The organism is Bradyrhizobium sp. HKCCYLRH2015 (assembly GCF_051168215.1).
GTDB lineage: Bacteria > Pseudomonadota > Alphaproteobacteria > Rhizobiales > Xanthobacteraceae > Bradyrhizobium.
The window spans coordinates 776844-791870 of the sequence record NZ_JBNPUO010000001.1 but is presented as its reverse complement, the minus strand read 5'-3'; the positions used below and the strand labels follow the sequence as shown (position 1 = coordinate 791870).

The following is a 15027-nucleotide window of genomic DNA, read 5'->3' as shown; positions in this document are numbered from 1 at the left end:
TCTCCACACTTTTCCGTGTTCAGCCCACAACAGACGGTTCCGTTGCACGCCTTTTGCAGTGATTCCGAGCCGCGCCCAATACCCCTGCAAAACTCCTTGTCCACATGATGACCGGGCGATGTTACCACCCGGCCATCATAATCTCTCGAAAGCCCCGGACCTGCCCATGGCAGCCCGGGGACTTCGTTCGCGTAATCGAAGCGATTACTTGAGCTCGATCTTGGCGCCAGCCTTCTCGAGCTGAGCCTTGATCTTCTCGGCCTCGTCCTTGTTGACGCCTTCCTTGACCGGCTTCGGAGCGCCCTCGACGAGGTCCTTGGCTTCCTTCAGGCCCAGGCCGGTGATGGCGCGGACTTCCTTGATGACCTCGATCTTCTTGTCGCCGGCCGAAGCCAGGACAACGGTGAACTCGGTCTTCTCTTCCGCCGGAGCGGCAGCGGCGCCACCGGCACCCGGAGCAGCGACGGCCACGGCGGCCGCGGCGGACACGCCCCACTTCTCTTCCAGGAGCTTGGCGAGCTCAGCGGCCTCGAGAACGGTGAGGGCCGAGAGGTCGTCGACGATCTTCTGCAGGTCAGCCATTGAAGTAGTTCCTTGATTTGGTTCGGTTCGAAACCAGGTTGTGAGTGTTTGCGAAGGGCGTCAGGCCGCTTCGCCCTTTGAGGCATGAGCCTGAATGACGCGCGCGACCTTGGCCGCGGGTGCATTGGCGAGCTGGGCGAGCTTGGTCGCCGGAGCCTGGATCAGGCCGACGAGCTTGCCGCGCAGTTCGTCCAGCGACGGCAGCGAGGCCAGAGCCTTGACGCTGTCGACATTCAGGACGGTTGAGCCCATCGAGCCGCCGAGGATGACGAACTTTTCGTTCGCCTTGGCGAATTCGATGGCAACCTTGGGCGCCGCGACAGGATCGCTCGAAGTTGCGATCACGGTCGGCCCCTTCAACAGGGAACCGATGCCGACGACGTCCGTGCCTTCAAGAGCAATTTTGGCGAGACGGTTCTTCGAGACCTTCACCGACGCGCCAGCCTGCTTCATCTGCATGCGCAGCTTCTGCATCTGGGCCACGGTGAGGCCGGAATAGTGAGCGACGACGGCAACGCCCGTGGTCTTGAAGACCTCGTGCAGCTGCTCGACCGCCTCTTTTTTTGCCGCTCGTTCCACAGCAAGCTCTCTCCGGTTGGCGGCCTTCGCCCGAAAGCGGGACCGCCGGGTTGCACCCGCCGTCCCACCAAACCTGACCTCCGGACGGAAGAACCCGAGGACACGCAAGGCAAAACGGCGATGAATAGCCTGCCCTTCCGAAAGCCCCAGGGATCCCTGGGAGGCTCGCGGAGTGTCGAGGTTCGAACCAAACCTGCATGCCACCACGACGAAGGCAGTGGACATGCCGAAATCCGGTCTTCACCCGTCTATGCAGGCTGGATGATTAAGCCATTGAGGAAATTGGATTCCACGCCGGCGCCTGCAGTCTCGGACAGGATCGGGGTGATCGGCGGACCGACCTCCCCTGCGGCATTTTCGAGAGCAGAAAGATCCTTCTTCCTTCCGAGAAATCCAAACGGATATCCTCAAAAGGAATGCTGGCTCCTCTCAACTTTCGGAATGCGCGCACAGGCGCGCCAGCAACAGCCGGCCCGCCTGGAAGCCGGTTCTTTAACCGCTCGATCGCGACTTGCCAAGACCCCAAGAGCAAAAATCGCACCAGTTGGGCCATGCCGTGGAGCCGGGTAGGAGCCCCGTCGCCCGGATGAGCGACAGCCGGCGCGCGGGACGCGCGTTCGGCGATAGCGACGTGCGGGGTCTCACGTGCCCTGCCGGAGAACCCGGATGTCGCTGCGCTCATCAGGGCCACCGGGCATTGCGCGCGCAGGGCGCAATCCCGCCTCAGCCCTTCGGACAGGCCGCTCCGGCGTCGGCCCAGGCCTTGATCAGCTCGCCGAACTGCTTCTGGGTTCCCGGGGCCGGGGTCCGCCCTGCTCCCGGATTCCAGCCCCAGCCGACCAGCTCATCCTCAGCCATATGGTGAATCAGCTGCGCCATGGTCTTGCCGCCGTTGCGATTTGGATCCTTGATCTGTGCGCAGATCTGGCCGAGCGACTTGCCCTGCCAAGCCATCTCGATCGGAGCCAGCTGCCATTTGGGATTACCCGGCACGCGCGCCGCGTCGAAATTGGCCTCGTGGTGGCAGGTCGTGCAGGCGAGCCCGCCGGGCGCACCCATGCCGGCCTCGCCGCGGACCACCAGCGGCTGATGCGGAATCATCCTGTCGGTCTGGGTCGGCCGGTCGCCGGCCGGATGGCAGTTCATGCATCGCGGCGACTGCAGCACCTTTCCGGCCTCTTCGAACAGCGCCACGGCGCGCTTGTCCTTGCTCTTGATCCTGGCGAAGTCCGCCACCGGCTTGAGCACGCCGGCGACGCGCGTCGCCTCGGGCGCCGCATCGGCGCGCCGCAGTGCCGGCAGGGCTACGATCGCAACCGCAGCCAGGCTGCCAGCGAGCAGCGCCATCGTCGCCGTTCTGAACAGGCTCATGCGGTGTCTCCCGGCCGGATCGGCAGTTGGGTCGGCCGCGGCAGACCTAGCCTGGCCATGGCGTTGGCGACGGCAGGTCCCAGCGGTGGCACGCCGGGCTCGCCGACTCCCGAGGGTTTCTCGGCCGACGGCACGATCGCAACCTCGATCTGCGGCATCTCGTGGATGCGCAGCGAGCGGTAGGTGTCGAAATTGCCCGACACCGGTCGTCCCTCGTCGAGCGGCTGCTGCGCATAGAGGATGTGGCCTAGCGCAAAGCCGATGCCGCCCTCCATCTGGGCGCGGATGATGTCGGGATTGACTGCGACGCCACAGTCGACAGCGCACCAGACCTTATGCACGACCGGTCCGTCGGCGCCCATCGACAGCTCGACCACCTGGGCGACGTAGGTGTTGAAGCTCTCGACCACGGCCACACCGCGGGCACGGCCCGCTTCGAGCTTGGCGCCCTTCCAGTCCGCGAGCTCGGCGACCGCCTTGAGCACACCGGCGTGACGCGGCTTGTCGGCCATCATCGCCAGTCGTCCCTCCACAGGATCCTGGCCGGCGGCTTCGAGCAACTGATCGACAAACGCCTCGACGGCGTAGCCGGTATGGGTGTGGCCGACCGAGCGCCACCACAGCACGGGCACGCCGACATCGACCTGATGCAGGTCGCAGCGGAAATTCGGCACCTGGTAAGGGATCTCGTTGGAGCCCTCATAGGCCGTCGAATCGAGGCCGTTCTTCATGGTCATCGCCTCGAACGGCGAGCCCTTCATGATCGACTGCCCGACGATCGTATCCGACCACGCCACGATCTTGCCGTCGCGGACCACACCACGCATCCGGTGCAGGCTGAACGGTCGGTAGTAGCCGCCGCGCATATCATCCTCGCGGGACCACACCAGCTTGACCGGACGTCCCGGCCCGATCGCTTTGGCGACCTGCGCCAGCTCTGTGGCGACGTGGGTCGACTGCTGCGCCCGCCGGCCGAAGCTGCCACCAGCAAGAATCGTCTTGAGATCGACCTTGGCGATGTCGAGCCCAAGCACCTGCGCGATCACGGCGTGATCAGGCGTCGGAAACTGGCTGCCATAGCGCGCCGAGGCGGTGTCGCCTTTCCAGTGGATGAAGGCGTTGATCGGCTCCATCGGCGCATGGGCCAGATACGGGAAGACGAACTCGGTCTCGATCAGCCTGCCGCCTTTGGCGATCTCGGCGTCAACGTCGCCCTCCTGCTTCACCAGCGCGCCCTGCTTCTTTGCGCGCGCGCGAAACTCCTCCAGCAGTTGCGCCGTCCCGCGCGTCTCCGCCTTGCTGTCGTCCCAGGAGATCTCGAGCAGGTCGCGCGCGGTCTTGGCCGGCCAGAAGCCCTCGGCATAGACGGCGACGCCATTTGGCACCTCCTTGACGTCGACGACGCCAGGCACGGCCTTCGCTGCTGATGCGTCGAACGAGGCCACCCTGCCGCCGAAGCGCGGCGAGCGCGCCACCAGCACGGTCAAGGTCCCCGGATCCTTGATGTCGAGCGTATACTCGGCCGAGCCGTTCGACTTCGCCACGCTGTCGAGCCGGGTCACGGCGCCTTCCTTGCCGATCAGCTTGAAGGCGGAGGGATCCTTGAGCTGCGGATTCGCCGGCACCGGCTGCTGCATCGCCTTCGCGGCCAGCGCGCCGAAACCGCTCTGTTTGCCGGAGGGATGTCGGACGATGCCTTTATCGACCGTGATCTCCTCAGCCGGCACCTTCCATTCGTCGGCGGCCGCAGCCACCAGCATCGCGCGCGCGGCGGCGCCGACCTTGCGCATCTGCTCGTAGGAATTGGCGATCGCGCTCGAGCCACCAGTGCCCTGCACCCCGAACAAGAGATTCTTGTAGAGCACCGGATTCGAGGGCGCGTGATCGGCGCGCATCTGCGACCAATCGGCATCGAGCTCCTCGGCCACCAGGGTGGCCATGCCGGTGAACGGGCCCTGTCCGAACTCGATGTGCTTGCAGAGAACGGTGACGGTGTCGTCCTGGCCGATCACCAGAAACGTGTTCGGCGCGATGTTGACGGACTTGGCCGCGGCGCCATCCTGCGCGTAAGCCACACCGTTGCGGGCGACATAGGTGGCGAGCACCAGGCCTGCGCCGGCTTTCAGGAGCGAACGCCGGGACAATGCGGTTGAGGCAGCGGGCTTCACATATGCATTCATCGTCAGCCCTCCAGCGACTTGGCGGCGGAATGGATCGCAGCGCGGATGCGGACATAGGTCGCGCAGCGGCAGATGTTGCCGTTCATCGCCAGGTCGATGTCCTGGTCGGTGGGCTTGGGATTGAGGCCGAGCAGCGCGGCCGCGCTCATGACCTGCCCCGATTGGCAGTAGCCGCATTGCGGCACATCGTGCGCGGCCCAGGCCTTCTGCACGGCGACGGCTTCAGTGGAGGTCAGCCCCTCGATCGTGGTCACCTCGCTCTTTCCGACCGCCGAGACGGGCAACGAGCAGGAGCGGACGGTCTGGCCATCGACATAGACGGTGCAGGCGCCGCACTGCGCGACGCCACAGCCATACTTCGTGCCGGTCAACCCGACATTGTCGCGGATGGCCCAGAGCAAGGGAGTTCCGGGATCGACATCGACCTGATGCTCGCGCCCGTTGATCTTCAATGTGAACGCCGCCATTGCCGCCCTCGCTGTCTTTCGTTCGACAACGCGAGTTAGATGCATTCGAGAATGGCTCGCAATTCACAGAGCCGTGCAGTGCATCGAAATATTTCTGCACCGGCGCGGAACGATCCGGCAGCGACGGAGCGAGATCCGTAGCCCGAATGAGCGGACGGCTGCGCCCGAAAGGGCGAAGGCGAAGCTCATCCGGGCTACGACACGCGTCCTGCGGCTACTTCACCTGATGAGGCAACGTCTCGCCCGCAAAGAACGCGGTAAGATTGGCGACCACGCAGGCCTGCATGGCGACGTGCGCCTCCCTGGTGTTGCCGCCGATATGCGGGGTCACCACCACGTTCGGCAGCATGGTCAGCTCATCCGGCGCATGCGGCTCGGTTTCGAACACGTCGAGGCCGGCGCCGGCGATGGTGCCGTCCTGTAGCGCCGCCAGCAGCGCGCGCTCGTCGATGACGGAGCCGCGCGAGATGTTGACGACATGGCCGTCGGGCCCCAGCCGCTTCAGGAGCCCGGCGTTGACGACGTGAGTGGTCTCGGCGCTGGCACGGACCGCGATCATCAGCACGGTGCACCATTCGGCGAGCGCCTCGAGGCTCGGAAAATATTGATACGGCAGGTCGTCGTAGCGCGTGCGGCTGAAATAGCCGATTTCGGTCTCGAACGCCACGACCCGGGCCGCGATCTTGCGGCCGATCTCGCCCATGCCGTAGACGCCGACCTTGCAGCCGGCGAGGCTCGGCGGCGGCTTCATCAGCGGCGATGGTTTTGCGGACGCCCAGCCCCCGTCGCGGACGTAAGCGTCTGCCACCATCAGCCGCCGCGTGCTCGCCAGCATCAGCATCACAGCGACGTCCGCGACCGCCGCGGCATTGGCGCCCGGGCTATGTGCGACGGCGATGTTACGGGCCGCGGCCGCCTTCAGGTCGACCCCGTCATAGCCGGTGCCATAGCAGACGATCGCCCCGAGCGCCGGGAGCCTGTCCATGTCGACTGCGCCGAGCGGCGTGCCGCCGGCCGTGATCAGCGCCCGGATCCGCGCGACCTCGTCCGCCGGAAAAACCTCGTGCGCCGGCTTGCCGCCGCTGTCGAGCAGTTCGAAGCGGTCGGCAAAGCGCTGGGTCAGCGACTTCGGCAGGCGGGAATAGATCAGGACCTTGTCGGGCATGGCGGCAGGCACTCCAAATGCGAAGGGCGGGATCGATGAACGATCCCGCCCTTCTAACTAACCTATGCCCGGCCGCTTACGCGAGCACGGTGCCCGGCTCGACCTTGACGCCGGGGCCCATCGTCGAGGACACAGCGACGCGCTGGACGTAGGTGCCCTTGGCGCCGGCCGGCTTGGCCTTCACCACCGCATCCGCCAGCGCCTTGATGTTCTCGACCAGCTTGTCCTCGGCGAACGAGGCCTTGCCGACGCCAGCCTGGATGATGCCGGCCTTCTCGACGCGGAACTCGACCGAGCCGCCCTTGGCGCCCTTGACGGCACCGGCGACATCCATGGTCACGGTGCCGATCTTCGGGTTCGGCATCATGCCGCGCGGACCGAGCACCTTACCGAGACGGCCGACCAGCGGCATCATGTCGGGGGTGGCGATACAGCGGTCGAAGTCGATGTTGCCGTTCTGCACCTTCTCGACCAGGTCCTCCGCGCCGACCACGTCGGCACCGGCGGCCTTGGCTTCCTCGGCCTTGGCGCCGCGGGCGAACACGCCCACGCGCAGCGTACGGCCGGTGCCGTTCGGCAGCATGACGACGCCGCGGACCATCTGGTCGGCGTGGCGCGGATCGACGCCGAGGTTGATCGAGACCTCGATGGTCTCGTCGAACTTCGACACGGCCCGCTCCTTGATCATCTTGATCGCGTCAGCAAGCGGGTAGAGCTTGGTGCGGTCGATACCCTCGCGGGCCTTCTTCAAACGCTTTCCGAGTGCCATGGCCGCTTACCCCGCAACTTCCAGACCCATCGAGCGGGCGGAGCCCTCGACCATCTTCATGGCCGACTCGATCGAGTCGCAATTCAGGTCCTTCATCTTCTTCTCGGCAATCTCGCGCACCTGCGCCTTGGTCACCTTGCCGGCCTTGTCGCGACCCGGGGCCTTGGAGCCCGACTGGATCTTGGCGGCCTGCTTGAGGAAGTAGGACATCGGGGGGGTCTTCATCTCGAAGGTGAAGGACCGGTCCGCGTAAATGGTGATGACCACCGGGATCGGGGTGTTCTTCTCTTCCTTCTGGGTCTGCGCGTTGAACGCCTTGCAGAACTCCATGATGTTGAGACCGCGCTGACCGAGCGCCGGGCCGATTGGCGGCGACGGGTTGGCCGCGCCGGCCGGCACCTGAAGCTTCAGGTAGCCGGTTACTTTCTTTGCCATTGGGATTCTCCAATGCGCTCGCGACCTTGCCTGATGCGAACGCAACGCCTTGGGGCGACAAAACCCGTCAGGCGAGGTTTGGGACCGTGGTCCGGCGCGCTTGGCCCGGCTGGCAAAGCCGGTCACGCCTCCCACGAACGAAATCGCCCCCGTCCGGGGAGCGAAGCGCGCCCGATACACGAGATCGGACGAAAAGGAAAGGGTTGAGGGCAAAGCTCCCTCCTCCCGTCATTCCGGGGCGCCCGCAGGGCGAGCCCGGACTCCATAGCCACAGGGTGCCGCGTGAGGCACGCTGGAGCTGGCACTTCGCCGTCCCATTCCCGATCGAGGCTATGGATTCCGGGCTCAGCTCTGACGGCGGAGAAAGCGTGGATCGCCGGCCTCAGCCGACGACCTTCTCGACCTGGTTGAACTCGAGTTCGACCGGGGTGGCGCGGCCGAAGATCGACACCGCGACCTTGAGGCGCGAGCGGGCCTCATCGATTTCCTCGACCACGCCGGAGAACGAGGCGAACGGGCCGTCGGCGACGCGGACGTTCTCGCCGATCTCGAACGACACCGACGATTTCGGCCGCTCCACGCCTTCCTGCATCTGGTTCAGGATGCGCATCGCCTCGCCTTCGGAAATCGGCATCGGCTTGTTCTCGGCACCGAGGAAGCCGGTCACCTTGGGCGTGTTCTTGATCAGGTGGAACGCCTCGTCGGTCAGCTTCATCTTCACCAGCACGTAGCCGGGGAAGAACTTGCGCTCGGCGTTGATCTTTCGGCCGCGGCGCACCTCGGTGACGTTCTCGATCGGCACCAGCACCTGCTCGAACAGATCCTCGAGATTGCGCTGCTTGGCCTGCTCGCGGATCGACTCCGCGACCTTCTTCTCGAAGTTCGAATAGGCGTGAACGATGTACCAGCGCTTGTCGGAGCTTTGCGTTGCGATTGCCATCAGTGGATGCCCAGCACGAGGGTGATGAGATAACGGATGATCTGATCGGCGGCGAAGAAGAAGATCGAGGCCAGCGCCACCATCACGAACACCATGATCGTGGTGATGGTGACCTCGCGACGGCTCGGCCACGAGACCTTGGCGGTCTCCGAGCGCACTTCCTGCAGGAATTTGAACGGGCTGGTAGCCATCGTCAGGGGTCCTCGTCCGTCATCGGACGATTGAAGAGTTGACTGGGAAAACCGAACAGCCGACCGTGGCCCACCCTCTTGTCGGAGAGATGAGCCGAATCCACGGGCTCGCTTGTTCGGGGAGTGAAAAGCCGCGCCGGATATCCGCGTGTAGCGGGCCGGCTGCAGGTCCTCGATATCTACTGTCGACCCGGCCGAAGGTCAAGGTACCGAGGTGAACGACGCTCCTACGGCCCTCCGGCCCGGTCGGTTGGTGGATCTGCCCCGGGCGCGTGCGGCCGACGCGTTTCACTTCGGCGTCGCAAAATAGAAGTCGACCCGCCCCGGCACCGAGCCATAGGTATACGGCTGCTGCCGGCGTTCGGTCATGTCCATCACGTCGTCGCGCACGTTGTCGAACAGGCGGCGAACCTCGAGACCTGGAACCTGCATGTTCTTGACGAAGGCCGTGGCGAACGGCGAGTTCGCTGTATCGCCGTCGAGAGCGGTCTCGCCATGCTTTGCGGCGAACACGACCAGCGTCCCGGGATCGGGCTCCATCTGCGCCAGACCGCGGCTGACGGACCTGGACGCCACCGTCATGGTTCGCTTCATCTGACTGGCGAAGGGATTGTCGCGACATGCATCCAGCAGCACCAGGCGCAGTTGCTTGGCCCGCTCCGCAGAGTTGAGCACCTGATCGATCGAGACCGCTTCGAGGCTGATGTCGCGATCGCTTGCGATCCTGGCATCGACCGGGATGAGATAGTTGACTCCTGCGACCTCCATGCCATGTCCGGCGTAATAGACGACGGCCCAGTCGGCGGACTCGGCCTGCCGTGCAAACTCGCGCAGCGCACCGACGAGTTGATCTCTGCCCAGGTCGTTCTCCAGCATCACGGTCTGAAAATTCGCCCGACGTAGCGCGTCCGCCACCAGAGCGGTGTCCCGGCCAGGATTGGGGAGCGCCGGAACGTTCTGATAGGCCGAATTGCCGATCACCAGAGCGATCCGTTTGCCGGGTGAGTGGCCGGAAGCAAGAACGGCACCGAGGGCAGCCGGCTTGGTCTGGGCGGGCGGCGCAGCGTCGGCGCCGATGGCGTCGGCGATGTTGGCCTGCTGCCCCGTCTTGGATCCCTTCGCGCGCTGCGCCAGCTCCTGCTGCAGCTTCTTCTGCTGGGCTTCGAACGCTTTTGGGTCCGTCGGAGGCCCGTCATAGGCCTTGTTGAAGTCACGCAAGGGCAGGCTCATCGAAACCACCTGCCCGGTATTCATCGTGGCCTGAACGTTGATGGTCTGACCGCGGCGCAGGCTGCCCAACAGTTCCGGGGTGAGCTCGTAGTCCGACATACAACCGTTCTTGAAGCAGATGATGAACGGCTTCTGCAGACTCCGCTCGCTGTCGATCATCAACCGGGTGCCTTCGGCGAAATCCATGCCCAACGGCAGCGTGATCCGCAGCAGCCTCTTCGGGTCGGCTTCCGGCTCGATGACCACGGCCGCGAGCAAGGGTTGGCCCGTTTCGATCCGGCCGTCCTTGCCCGTGAAGCAGACCAACTTGGCATCGGCGTCCTTGCCCTTCAGGCAGAACTTGGTCCAGGGCGCCATGACAGAGAGATTCGGTTTCAAAATCGGGAGGCTCTTGTTGTTCCTGATCTTGAACAGAGCCACGAACATCTTTCTTTGCTGCTCGTCGACAGCATTCCAGTTGCCTGCCTTGGCACCGAGCGCCTGGGCCAAATCGGCGAGCGGAAGCGGAAGCGACAGCGGTGCGCCATTCGCATTGATGGCTTGAACGACCAGGCTCTTGCCGTTCTTCAGCATTTCGATCAGCTCAGGCGTCGCATTGTAGTCCGAGACGCAGCCGTCTGCGCCGCAGAACAAATAGGTGCTCTGGATCGGCTTCTCCGCGTCGACGATGATCCGCGTTCCGTGAACGGTTTGCAGACCGAGCGGGAGAACCACCCTTAAGACCTTACGGGCCTCCCCGTCTCTCTCGACGAGCACGGCCACGACAACTCGCTCGTTCTCGGCGGACCGCGCTGTCTTGGTGGTGAAACAGATCTGCTTGCCGTCAACATCTGCTTCGCGCGTACAGGCCTTCGCCCATGGCGAATACGACAGCTTGATCTCCTGCGCGGGCTTGGTCTGCGCTATCGCGGGTGAGGCCAGCACCGACAACAAGCCGAGCGCCAGTGCGATGCCGCTCCCGACCGCCAGCGCAGCAAAACTCCTCATGCTCCCAACCTCTTTCGCGCCTTCAATGCAGGGTTGAACGGCAGCCTACCGTGTTGCCGGGTTCGCGGCACGGAAAAAACAGCGCCTGCCCGACCGACAACGCGCATTCGCTCGACGGCCGCGCGGGCACCGAAGGCTGGCCACGGATTACCGCTGCCGCCCCTGTCTTTCCGCGCGATGGGAGAACGGCGGAGCACCGCGACGAAATGCCGTGGTTCATGCGCAGCCCGCGCTTGCTCATGATGATTCGGGCCCGCATGCTGCAGCCCATAAGAACAATGATCCGGAGGAAATCCATGATGTCTGCCCCGCGGAAGGGCGTGATGAGCCTTGCGGCCATCGGCCTTGCCACTCTCGTCCTCACCGCCGTCCCCGCCCGCGCCCAGGCGCCGCTCAAGATCGGCGTGCTCAGCGACTTCTCGTCGGTCTATTCGGACATTGGCGGCCAGGGCAATCTCGAGGCGACCAAGCTCGCCATCGAGGAATTCGGCGGCACGATGTTCGGCAAGCCGATCGAGGTGATCAGCGCCGATCCGCAGAACAAGGCCGACATCGCCGCCGCGATCGTGCGCAAATGGTATGAGAACGAGGCCGTCGACATGGTCATCGACATGCCGACCTCGGCCACCGCGCTCGCCGGCATGGAGATGTCGAAGCAGTTCGAGAAGCTGATGATCGTGACGGATGCCGCGAGCTCCGACATCACCGGCAAGTCCTGCTCGCCCTACACCGTGCACTGGACCTACGACACCTACGGCAATGCGCACACGGTCGGCAGCGCCATCGTCAAGAACGGCGGCAACACCTGGTTCTTCATCACCGCCGACTATCTGTTCGGCCATTCGATCGAGCGCGACACCGGCGACGTCGTGCGTGCCGCCGGCGGCACGGTGGTCGGCAGCGCCCGCCATCCCCTCAACAACCAGGATTTCTCGTCCTTCCTGCTGCAGGCCCAGGCCTCCAAGGCCAAGATCATCGGCATGGCCAATGGCGGCGGCGACACCATCAACACCATCAAGCAGGCCGCCGAGTTCGGCATCGTCGCCGGCGGCCAGAACCTCGCCGGCATCGTGATGTTCATCTCCGACATCCACAGCCTCGGCCTGAAGCTGGCGCAGGGCCTGATCATCACCGAGGCCTATTACTGGGATCTCAACGACCGCACCCGCGCCTTCGGCAAGAAGTTCTTCGAGCGGATGAAGCGGATGCCGACCATGAACCAGGCCGCGACCTACAGCGCCACCCTGCACTATCTCAATGCCGTGAAGGCCGCCGGCACCCGCGACACCAGGCCGGTGCTCGCGAAGATGCGCGAGACTCCGGTGCGCGACGCCTTCACGGACAACGGCGTGCTGCGCGAGGACGGCCGCATGGTGCACTCGATGTTCCTGTTCGAGGTGAAGAAGCCGGAGGAATCGAAGGGCCCGTGGGACTATTACAAGGTGCTGGCGGAGGTGCCCGGCGACCAGGTGTTCCGGCCGCTGAAGGACGGCAACTGTCCCTATGTGAAGCAATAAGAGGTCGCCGAAACGCATTCGGGGCTCGCGCATCGCGGGCCCCGGCCTCACCTGTCTCGTCGATTTTTGGCTTAAGTGCTTGATCTCGCTGGCAGGAGTGGAGAGGCTCGAACTCCCAACCCCCGGTTTTGGAGACCGGTGCTCTACCAATTGAGCTACACTCCTAGCGAGCCGGGACAGTGTCGCCGGTTCGCGCGCTTTGAAGCATAGACCTCCCCCCGAATGCAAGGGTGCAATGGGGCAAATCGACTGGTCAGACCACAACTTCCGCGCCAGACTTGATGCAAACCGACAACAGGACTTCAGGGAGAGCCCATGACCCCGCCGACCGCCGCATCCAGCGCGCCCCTTTCCGCGCTCCGCTCGCTGACGCCGCCGCTGCCGGATGACCGCCCCGAGGCGCTGGGCCTGTCCCAGGCTCGGCTGCAGCGGGCCTCCGATGCATTCAAGCGCGAGGCCGACAAGGGAACCATCCCCGGCGCCACCCTGCTGGTCGGCCGCCGCGGCCGGATCGGCTGGTTCGACGCCATCGGCCGGCAAACGCCCGACGCCGACACGCCGATGCGGCCGGATTCGATCTTCCGCATCTTCTCGATGACCAAGCCGATCGTCTCGCTCGGGATCATGATGCTGGTCGAGGACGGCGAGTTGTTGCTGTCCGATCCGGTCGCCAAGTTCATCCCGGAATTCGGCGAGCAGAAAGTGGGCGTCGAGACCGGCGGCCAGCTGGAGCTGGTGCCGGTCGCCCAGCCGATGACGGTCCAGGACCTGCTGCGCCACACCTCGGGCCTCGCGTATGAGCACACCGGCACCGGGCCGGTGCACCAGCTCTACCAGCAGTCGCGGGTGCGCAGCCGCAAGATCACCAATGCCGAGCACGCGACAATCGTCGCCGGCCTGCCGCTGATCTGCCAGCCGGGCGCCGAGTTCAACTACAGCCGCTCGACCGACATTCTCGGGCGCATCATCGAGGTCGTCTCGGGCCAATCGCTCGGCGCCTTCCTCGCCGCGCGCATCCTCAAGCCGCTCGGCATGAACGAGACCGCCTTCTTCACCGCGGAGGTCAATGCCGGCCGGCTCGCCGAGCCGTTCGCCAAGGACCCGTGGACCGGCGAGGCGGTCAACCTGTTCAAGATGACCGAGCAGCCTCTGATGGAATCCGGCGGCGGCGGCCTTGTCGCGACCACCATGGACTACGCGCGGTTCTGCGCCATGCTGCTCAACCGCGGCAGCCTCGATGGCATCAGGCTGGTCGGCCGAAAGACGCTGGAGCTGATGGCCTCCGACCATCTCGGGCCTCATGTGAAGACGCAGGGCACCCTGCTGTCGCCCGGTCACGGTTTCGGCCTCGGCTTCGCCGTGCGCCGCGAGGCCGGCATCGCCCCCTTCCCCGGCTCGCCCGGCACCTTCTTCTGGAGCGGCATCGCCGGCACGTTCTTCTGGATCGATCCGAAGGAGGAGCTGTTCTGCGTGTTCATGGCCCAGGCTCCCGGACAGCGCGACTACCTGCGCACGCTGGTGCGCGACGTGGTGTATGCCGCGGTGGAGTGAGGGGGCGTTTGTAGCCCGGATGAGCGCAGCGACATCCGGGATCTCCCGTACTCTTCGTGTGAACCCGCATGTCGCTTCCGCTCATGCGGGCTACGGGGCCTATGACGTTTGCCCGGATGCAGCGACAATCACAACTGTCGTCCCGGCGAACGCCGGGACCCATACCGTGTGATCTGTCGTGGGATGTCACTGCCAGTTGCCTGCCTCATGACGGCCGGTGGTTGTGGGTCCCGGCGTTCGCCGGGACGACACTGTTGGGTGAGGCCGCAACGCCGGCCACGCGAATAGTTCCCCTCAACTGATCGTCGCGCCGCCGTCGATCACCATGGTCTGGCCCGTCATGAAATTTCCGGCGGCGGAGCCGAGGAAAACCGCCGCGCCGGCGATCTCGTCGGGGATGCCGATGCGCAGCAGCGGCGAGCGCGCGGTGGAGGCCTTGAGGTTGTCCGGATTGTCCCACAAGGCTTTGGCGAAATCGGTCTTGATCAGGCCGGGCGCGATGCAGTTCACGCGCACATTGTGCGGGCCGTATTCGCAGGCGAGGTTGCGCGCGAGCTGCATGTCGGCAGCCTTGGAGATCGCGTAGGCGCCGAGGATGGTCGAGCCCTTCAGGCCGCCGATCGACGACACGATGATGATCGAGCCGTCCTTGCGCGCGATCATCTGCGGCACGACCATGCTGATCAGCCAGTTGTTGGCGACGATGTTGTTGTCGAGGATCTTCCGGAACTGATCGTCGGAGATGCCGGCGAGCGGCCCGTAATAGGGATTGGAGGCGGCGTTGCAGACCAGCACGTCGATCTTGCCGTAGATGCGGTTGGCCTCGTCGACCAGGTTCTGCAGGTTCTCCTTGCTGGAGATATTGGCGGCGACGGCCGCCGCCGTGCCTGCACCGAAGCGGTCATTGAGCTCCTTGGCGACGGCATCGCAGACATCGGCCTTGCGCGACGAGATCACCACCTTGGCGCCATGCTCGGCCATGCGCTCGGCAATGGCGAGCCCGATGCCGCGGGTCGATCCGGTGATGACGGCGACCTTGCCGGTCATGTCGAACAGGGTCATG

General features: G+C 64.9%; 14 protein-coding genes and 1 tRNA gene. 2 read left to right on the top strand and 13 right to left on the bottom strand.

Annotation, left to right across the window (positions count from 1 at the left end):
* Positions 1 to 204 precede the first annotated feature (204 nt).
* From rplL to ACQR1H_RS03525, 11 genes are all read right to left on the bottom strand, one after another.
* A complete protein-coding gene (rplL, locus tag ACQR1H_RS03575) occupies positions 205 to 582 on the bottom strand; it encodes a 50S ribosomal protein L7/L12 (RefSeq protein ID WP_172108050.1) in 378 nt (125 codons plus the stop codon).
* A 60-nt stretch (positions 583 to 642) separates the two neighbouring features.
* Entirely contained in the window at positions 643 to 1161 is a 519-nt protein-coding gene (rplJ, locus tag ACQR1H_RS03570; RefSeq protein WP_434880768.1) for a 50S ribosomal protein L10, read from the bottom strand.
* A 723-nt stretch (positions 1162 to 1884) separates the two neighbouring features.
* A complete protein-coding gene (locus tag ACQR1H_RS03565) occupies positions 1885 to 2532 on the bottom strand; it encodes an Isoquinoline 1-oxidoreductase subunit (protein ID WP_434894029.1) in 648 nt (215 codons plus the stop codon).
* A complete protein-coding gene (locus tag ACQR1H_RS03560) occupies positions 2529 to 4712 on the bottom strand; it encodes a molybdopterin cofactor-binding domain-containing protein (protein WP_434907151.1) in 2184 nt (727 codons plus the stop codon). The genes ACQR1H_RS03565 and ACQR1H_RS03560 overlap by 4 nt, the downstream gene beginning before the upstream one ends.
* 2 nt (positions 4713 to 4714) lie before the next feature.
* Positions 4715 to 5179: a (2Fe-2S)-binding protein gene (locus tag ACQR1H_RS03555; protein WP_315800980.1), complete on the bottom strand. Its 465-nt coding sequence runs from the start codon at positions 5177 to 5179 to the stop codon at positions 4715 to 4717.
* Positions 5180 to 5393: 214 nt separating this feature from the next.
* Entirely contained in the window at positions 5394 to 6344 is a 951-nt protein-coding gene (locus ACQR1H_RS03550; RefSeq protein ID WP_434907150.1) for a 2-hydroxyacid dehydrogenase, read from the bottom strand.
* Between the two features lie 76 nt (positions 6345 to 6420).
* On the bottom strand, positions 6421 to 7113 hold the full coding sequence (gene rplA, locus ACQR1H_RS03545; RefSeq protein ID WP_315754183.1) for a 50S ribosomal protein L1: 693 nt from the start codon (positions 7111 to 7113) through the stop codon (positions 6421 to 6423).
* A gap of 6 nt (positions 7114 to 7119) precedes the next feature.
* Positions 7120 to 7548 (bottom strand): 50S ribosomal protein L11, encoded by a 429-nt coding sequence (rplK, locus tag ACQR1H_RS03540; protein ID WP_012045056.1) that lies wholly within the window; start codon positions 7546 to 7548, stop codon positions 7120 to 7122.
* Positions 7549 to 7930: 382 nt separating this feature from the next.
* Positions 7931 to 8488: a transcription termination/antitermination protein NusG gene (nusG, locus tag ACQR1H_RS03535; RefSeq protein WP_009031827.1), complete on the bottom strand. Its 558-nt coding sequence runs from the start codon at positions 8486 to 8488 to the stop codon at positions 7931 to 7933.
* Positions 8488 to 8679, bottom strand: coding sequence for a preprotein translocase subunit SecE (gene secE / locus ACQR1H_RS03530; RefSeq protein WP_315800982.1), 192 nt, complete (start codon positions 8677 to 8679; stop codon positions 8488 to 8490). The genes nusG and secE overlap by 1 nt, the downstream gene beginning before the upstream one ends.
* A 288-nt stretch (positions 8680 to 8967) precedes the next feature.
* Complete coding sequence (locus ACQR1H_RS03525) at positions 8968 to 10833, bottom strand: invasion associated locus B family protein (protein ID WP_434907183.1); 1866 nt, start codon at positions 10831 to 10833, stop codon at positions 8968 to 8970.
* A 359-nt stretch (positions 10834 to 11192) separates the two neighbouring features.
* On the opposite strand from ACQR1H_RS03525, the gene ACQR1H_RS03520 reads away from it, so the two are divergent.
* Positions 11193 to 12413: an ABC transporter substrate-binding protein gene (locus ACQR1H_RS03520; RefSeq protein WP_434907149.1), complete on the top strand. Its 1221-nt coding sequence runs from the start codon at positions 11193 to 11195 to the stop codon at positions 12411 to 12413.
* A gap of 89 nt (positions 12414 to 12502) precedes the next feature.
* Here the strand turns inward: ACQR1H_RS03520 and ACQR1H_RS03515 are convergent.
* A tRNA-Trp gene (locus ACQR1H_RS03515) sits at positions 12503 to 12578 on the bottom strand.
* A 150-nt stretch (positions 12579 to 12728) separates the two neighbouring features.
* Between ACQR1H_RS03515 and ACQR1H_RS03510 the strand changes: the two genes are divergently transcribed.
* Positions 12729 to 13964, top strand: a complete 1236-nt coding sequence (locus ACQR1H_RS03510) for a serine hydrolase domain-containing protein (protein ID WP_434892430.1) — start codon at positions 12729 to 12731, stop codon at positions 13962 to 13964.
* 294 nt (positions 13965 to 14258) lie between these two features.
* Here the strand turns inward: ACQR1H_RS03510 and ACQR1H_RS03505 are convergent, their stop codons facing one another.
* Positions 14259 to 15026: an SDR family NAD(P)-dependent oxidoreductase gene (locus tag ACQR1H_RS03505; protein WP_315800985.1), complete on the bottom strand. Its 768-nt coding sequence runs from the start codon at positions 15024 to 15026 to the stop codon at positions 14259 to 14261.
* Position 15027: the final 1 nt, after the last annotated feature.

Bases quoted from the DNA above. Each gene is read 5' to 3' on its own strand.
- rplL (WP_172108050.1), bottom strand. From the start codon at position 582: ATGGCTGACCTGCAGAAGATCGTCGACGACCTCTCGGCCCTCACCGTT.
- ACQR1H_RS03565 (WP_434894029.1), bottom strand. From the start codon at position 2,532: ATGAGCCTGTTCAGAACGGCGACGATGGCGCTGCTCGCTGGCAGCCTG.
- ACQR1H_RS03560 (WP_434907151.1), bottom strand. From the start codon at position 4,712: ATGAATGCATATGTGAAGCCCGCTGCCTCAACCGCATTGTCCCGGCGT.
- ACQR1H_RS03555 (WP_315800980.1), bottom strand. From the start codon at position 5,179: ATGGCGGCGTTCACATTGAAGATCAACGGGCGCGAGCATCAGGTCGAT.
- ACQR1H_RS03550 (WP_434907150.1), bottom strand. From the start codon at position 6,344: ATGCCCGACAAGGTCCTGATCTATTCCCGCCTGCCGAAGTCGCTGACC.
- rplA (WP_315754183.1), bottom strand. From the start codon at position 7,113: ATGGCACTCGGAAAGCGTTTGAAGAAGGCCCGCGAGGGTATCGACCGC.
- rplK (WP_012045056.1), bottom strand. From the start codon at position 7,548: ATGGCAAAGAAAGTAACCGGCTACCTGAAGCTTCAGGTGCCGGCCGGC.
- nusG (WP_009031827.1), bottom strand. From the start codon at position 8,488: ATGGCAATCGCAACGCAAAGCTCCGACAAGCGCTGGTACATCGTTCAC.
- secE (WP_315800982.1), bottom strand. From the start codon at position 8,679: ATGGCTACCAGCCCGTTCAAATTCCTGCAGGAAGTGCGCTCGGAGACC.
- ACQR1H_RS03520 (WP_434907149.1), top strand. From the start codon at position 11,193: ATGATGTCTGCCCCGCGGAAGGGCGTGATGAGCCTTGCGGCCATCGGC.
- ACQR1H_RS03510 (WP_434892430.1), top strand. From the start codon at position 12,729: ATGACCCCGCCGACCGCCGCATCCAGCGCGCCCCTTTCCGCGCTCCGC.
- ACQR1H_RS03505 (WP_315800985.1), bottom strand. From the start codon at position 15,026: ATGACCCTGTTCGACATGACCGGCAAGGTCGCCGTCATCACCGGATCG.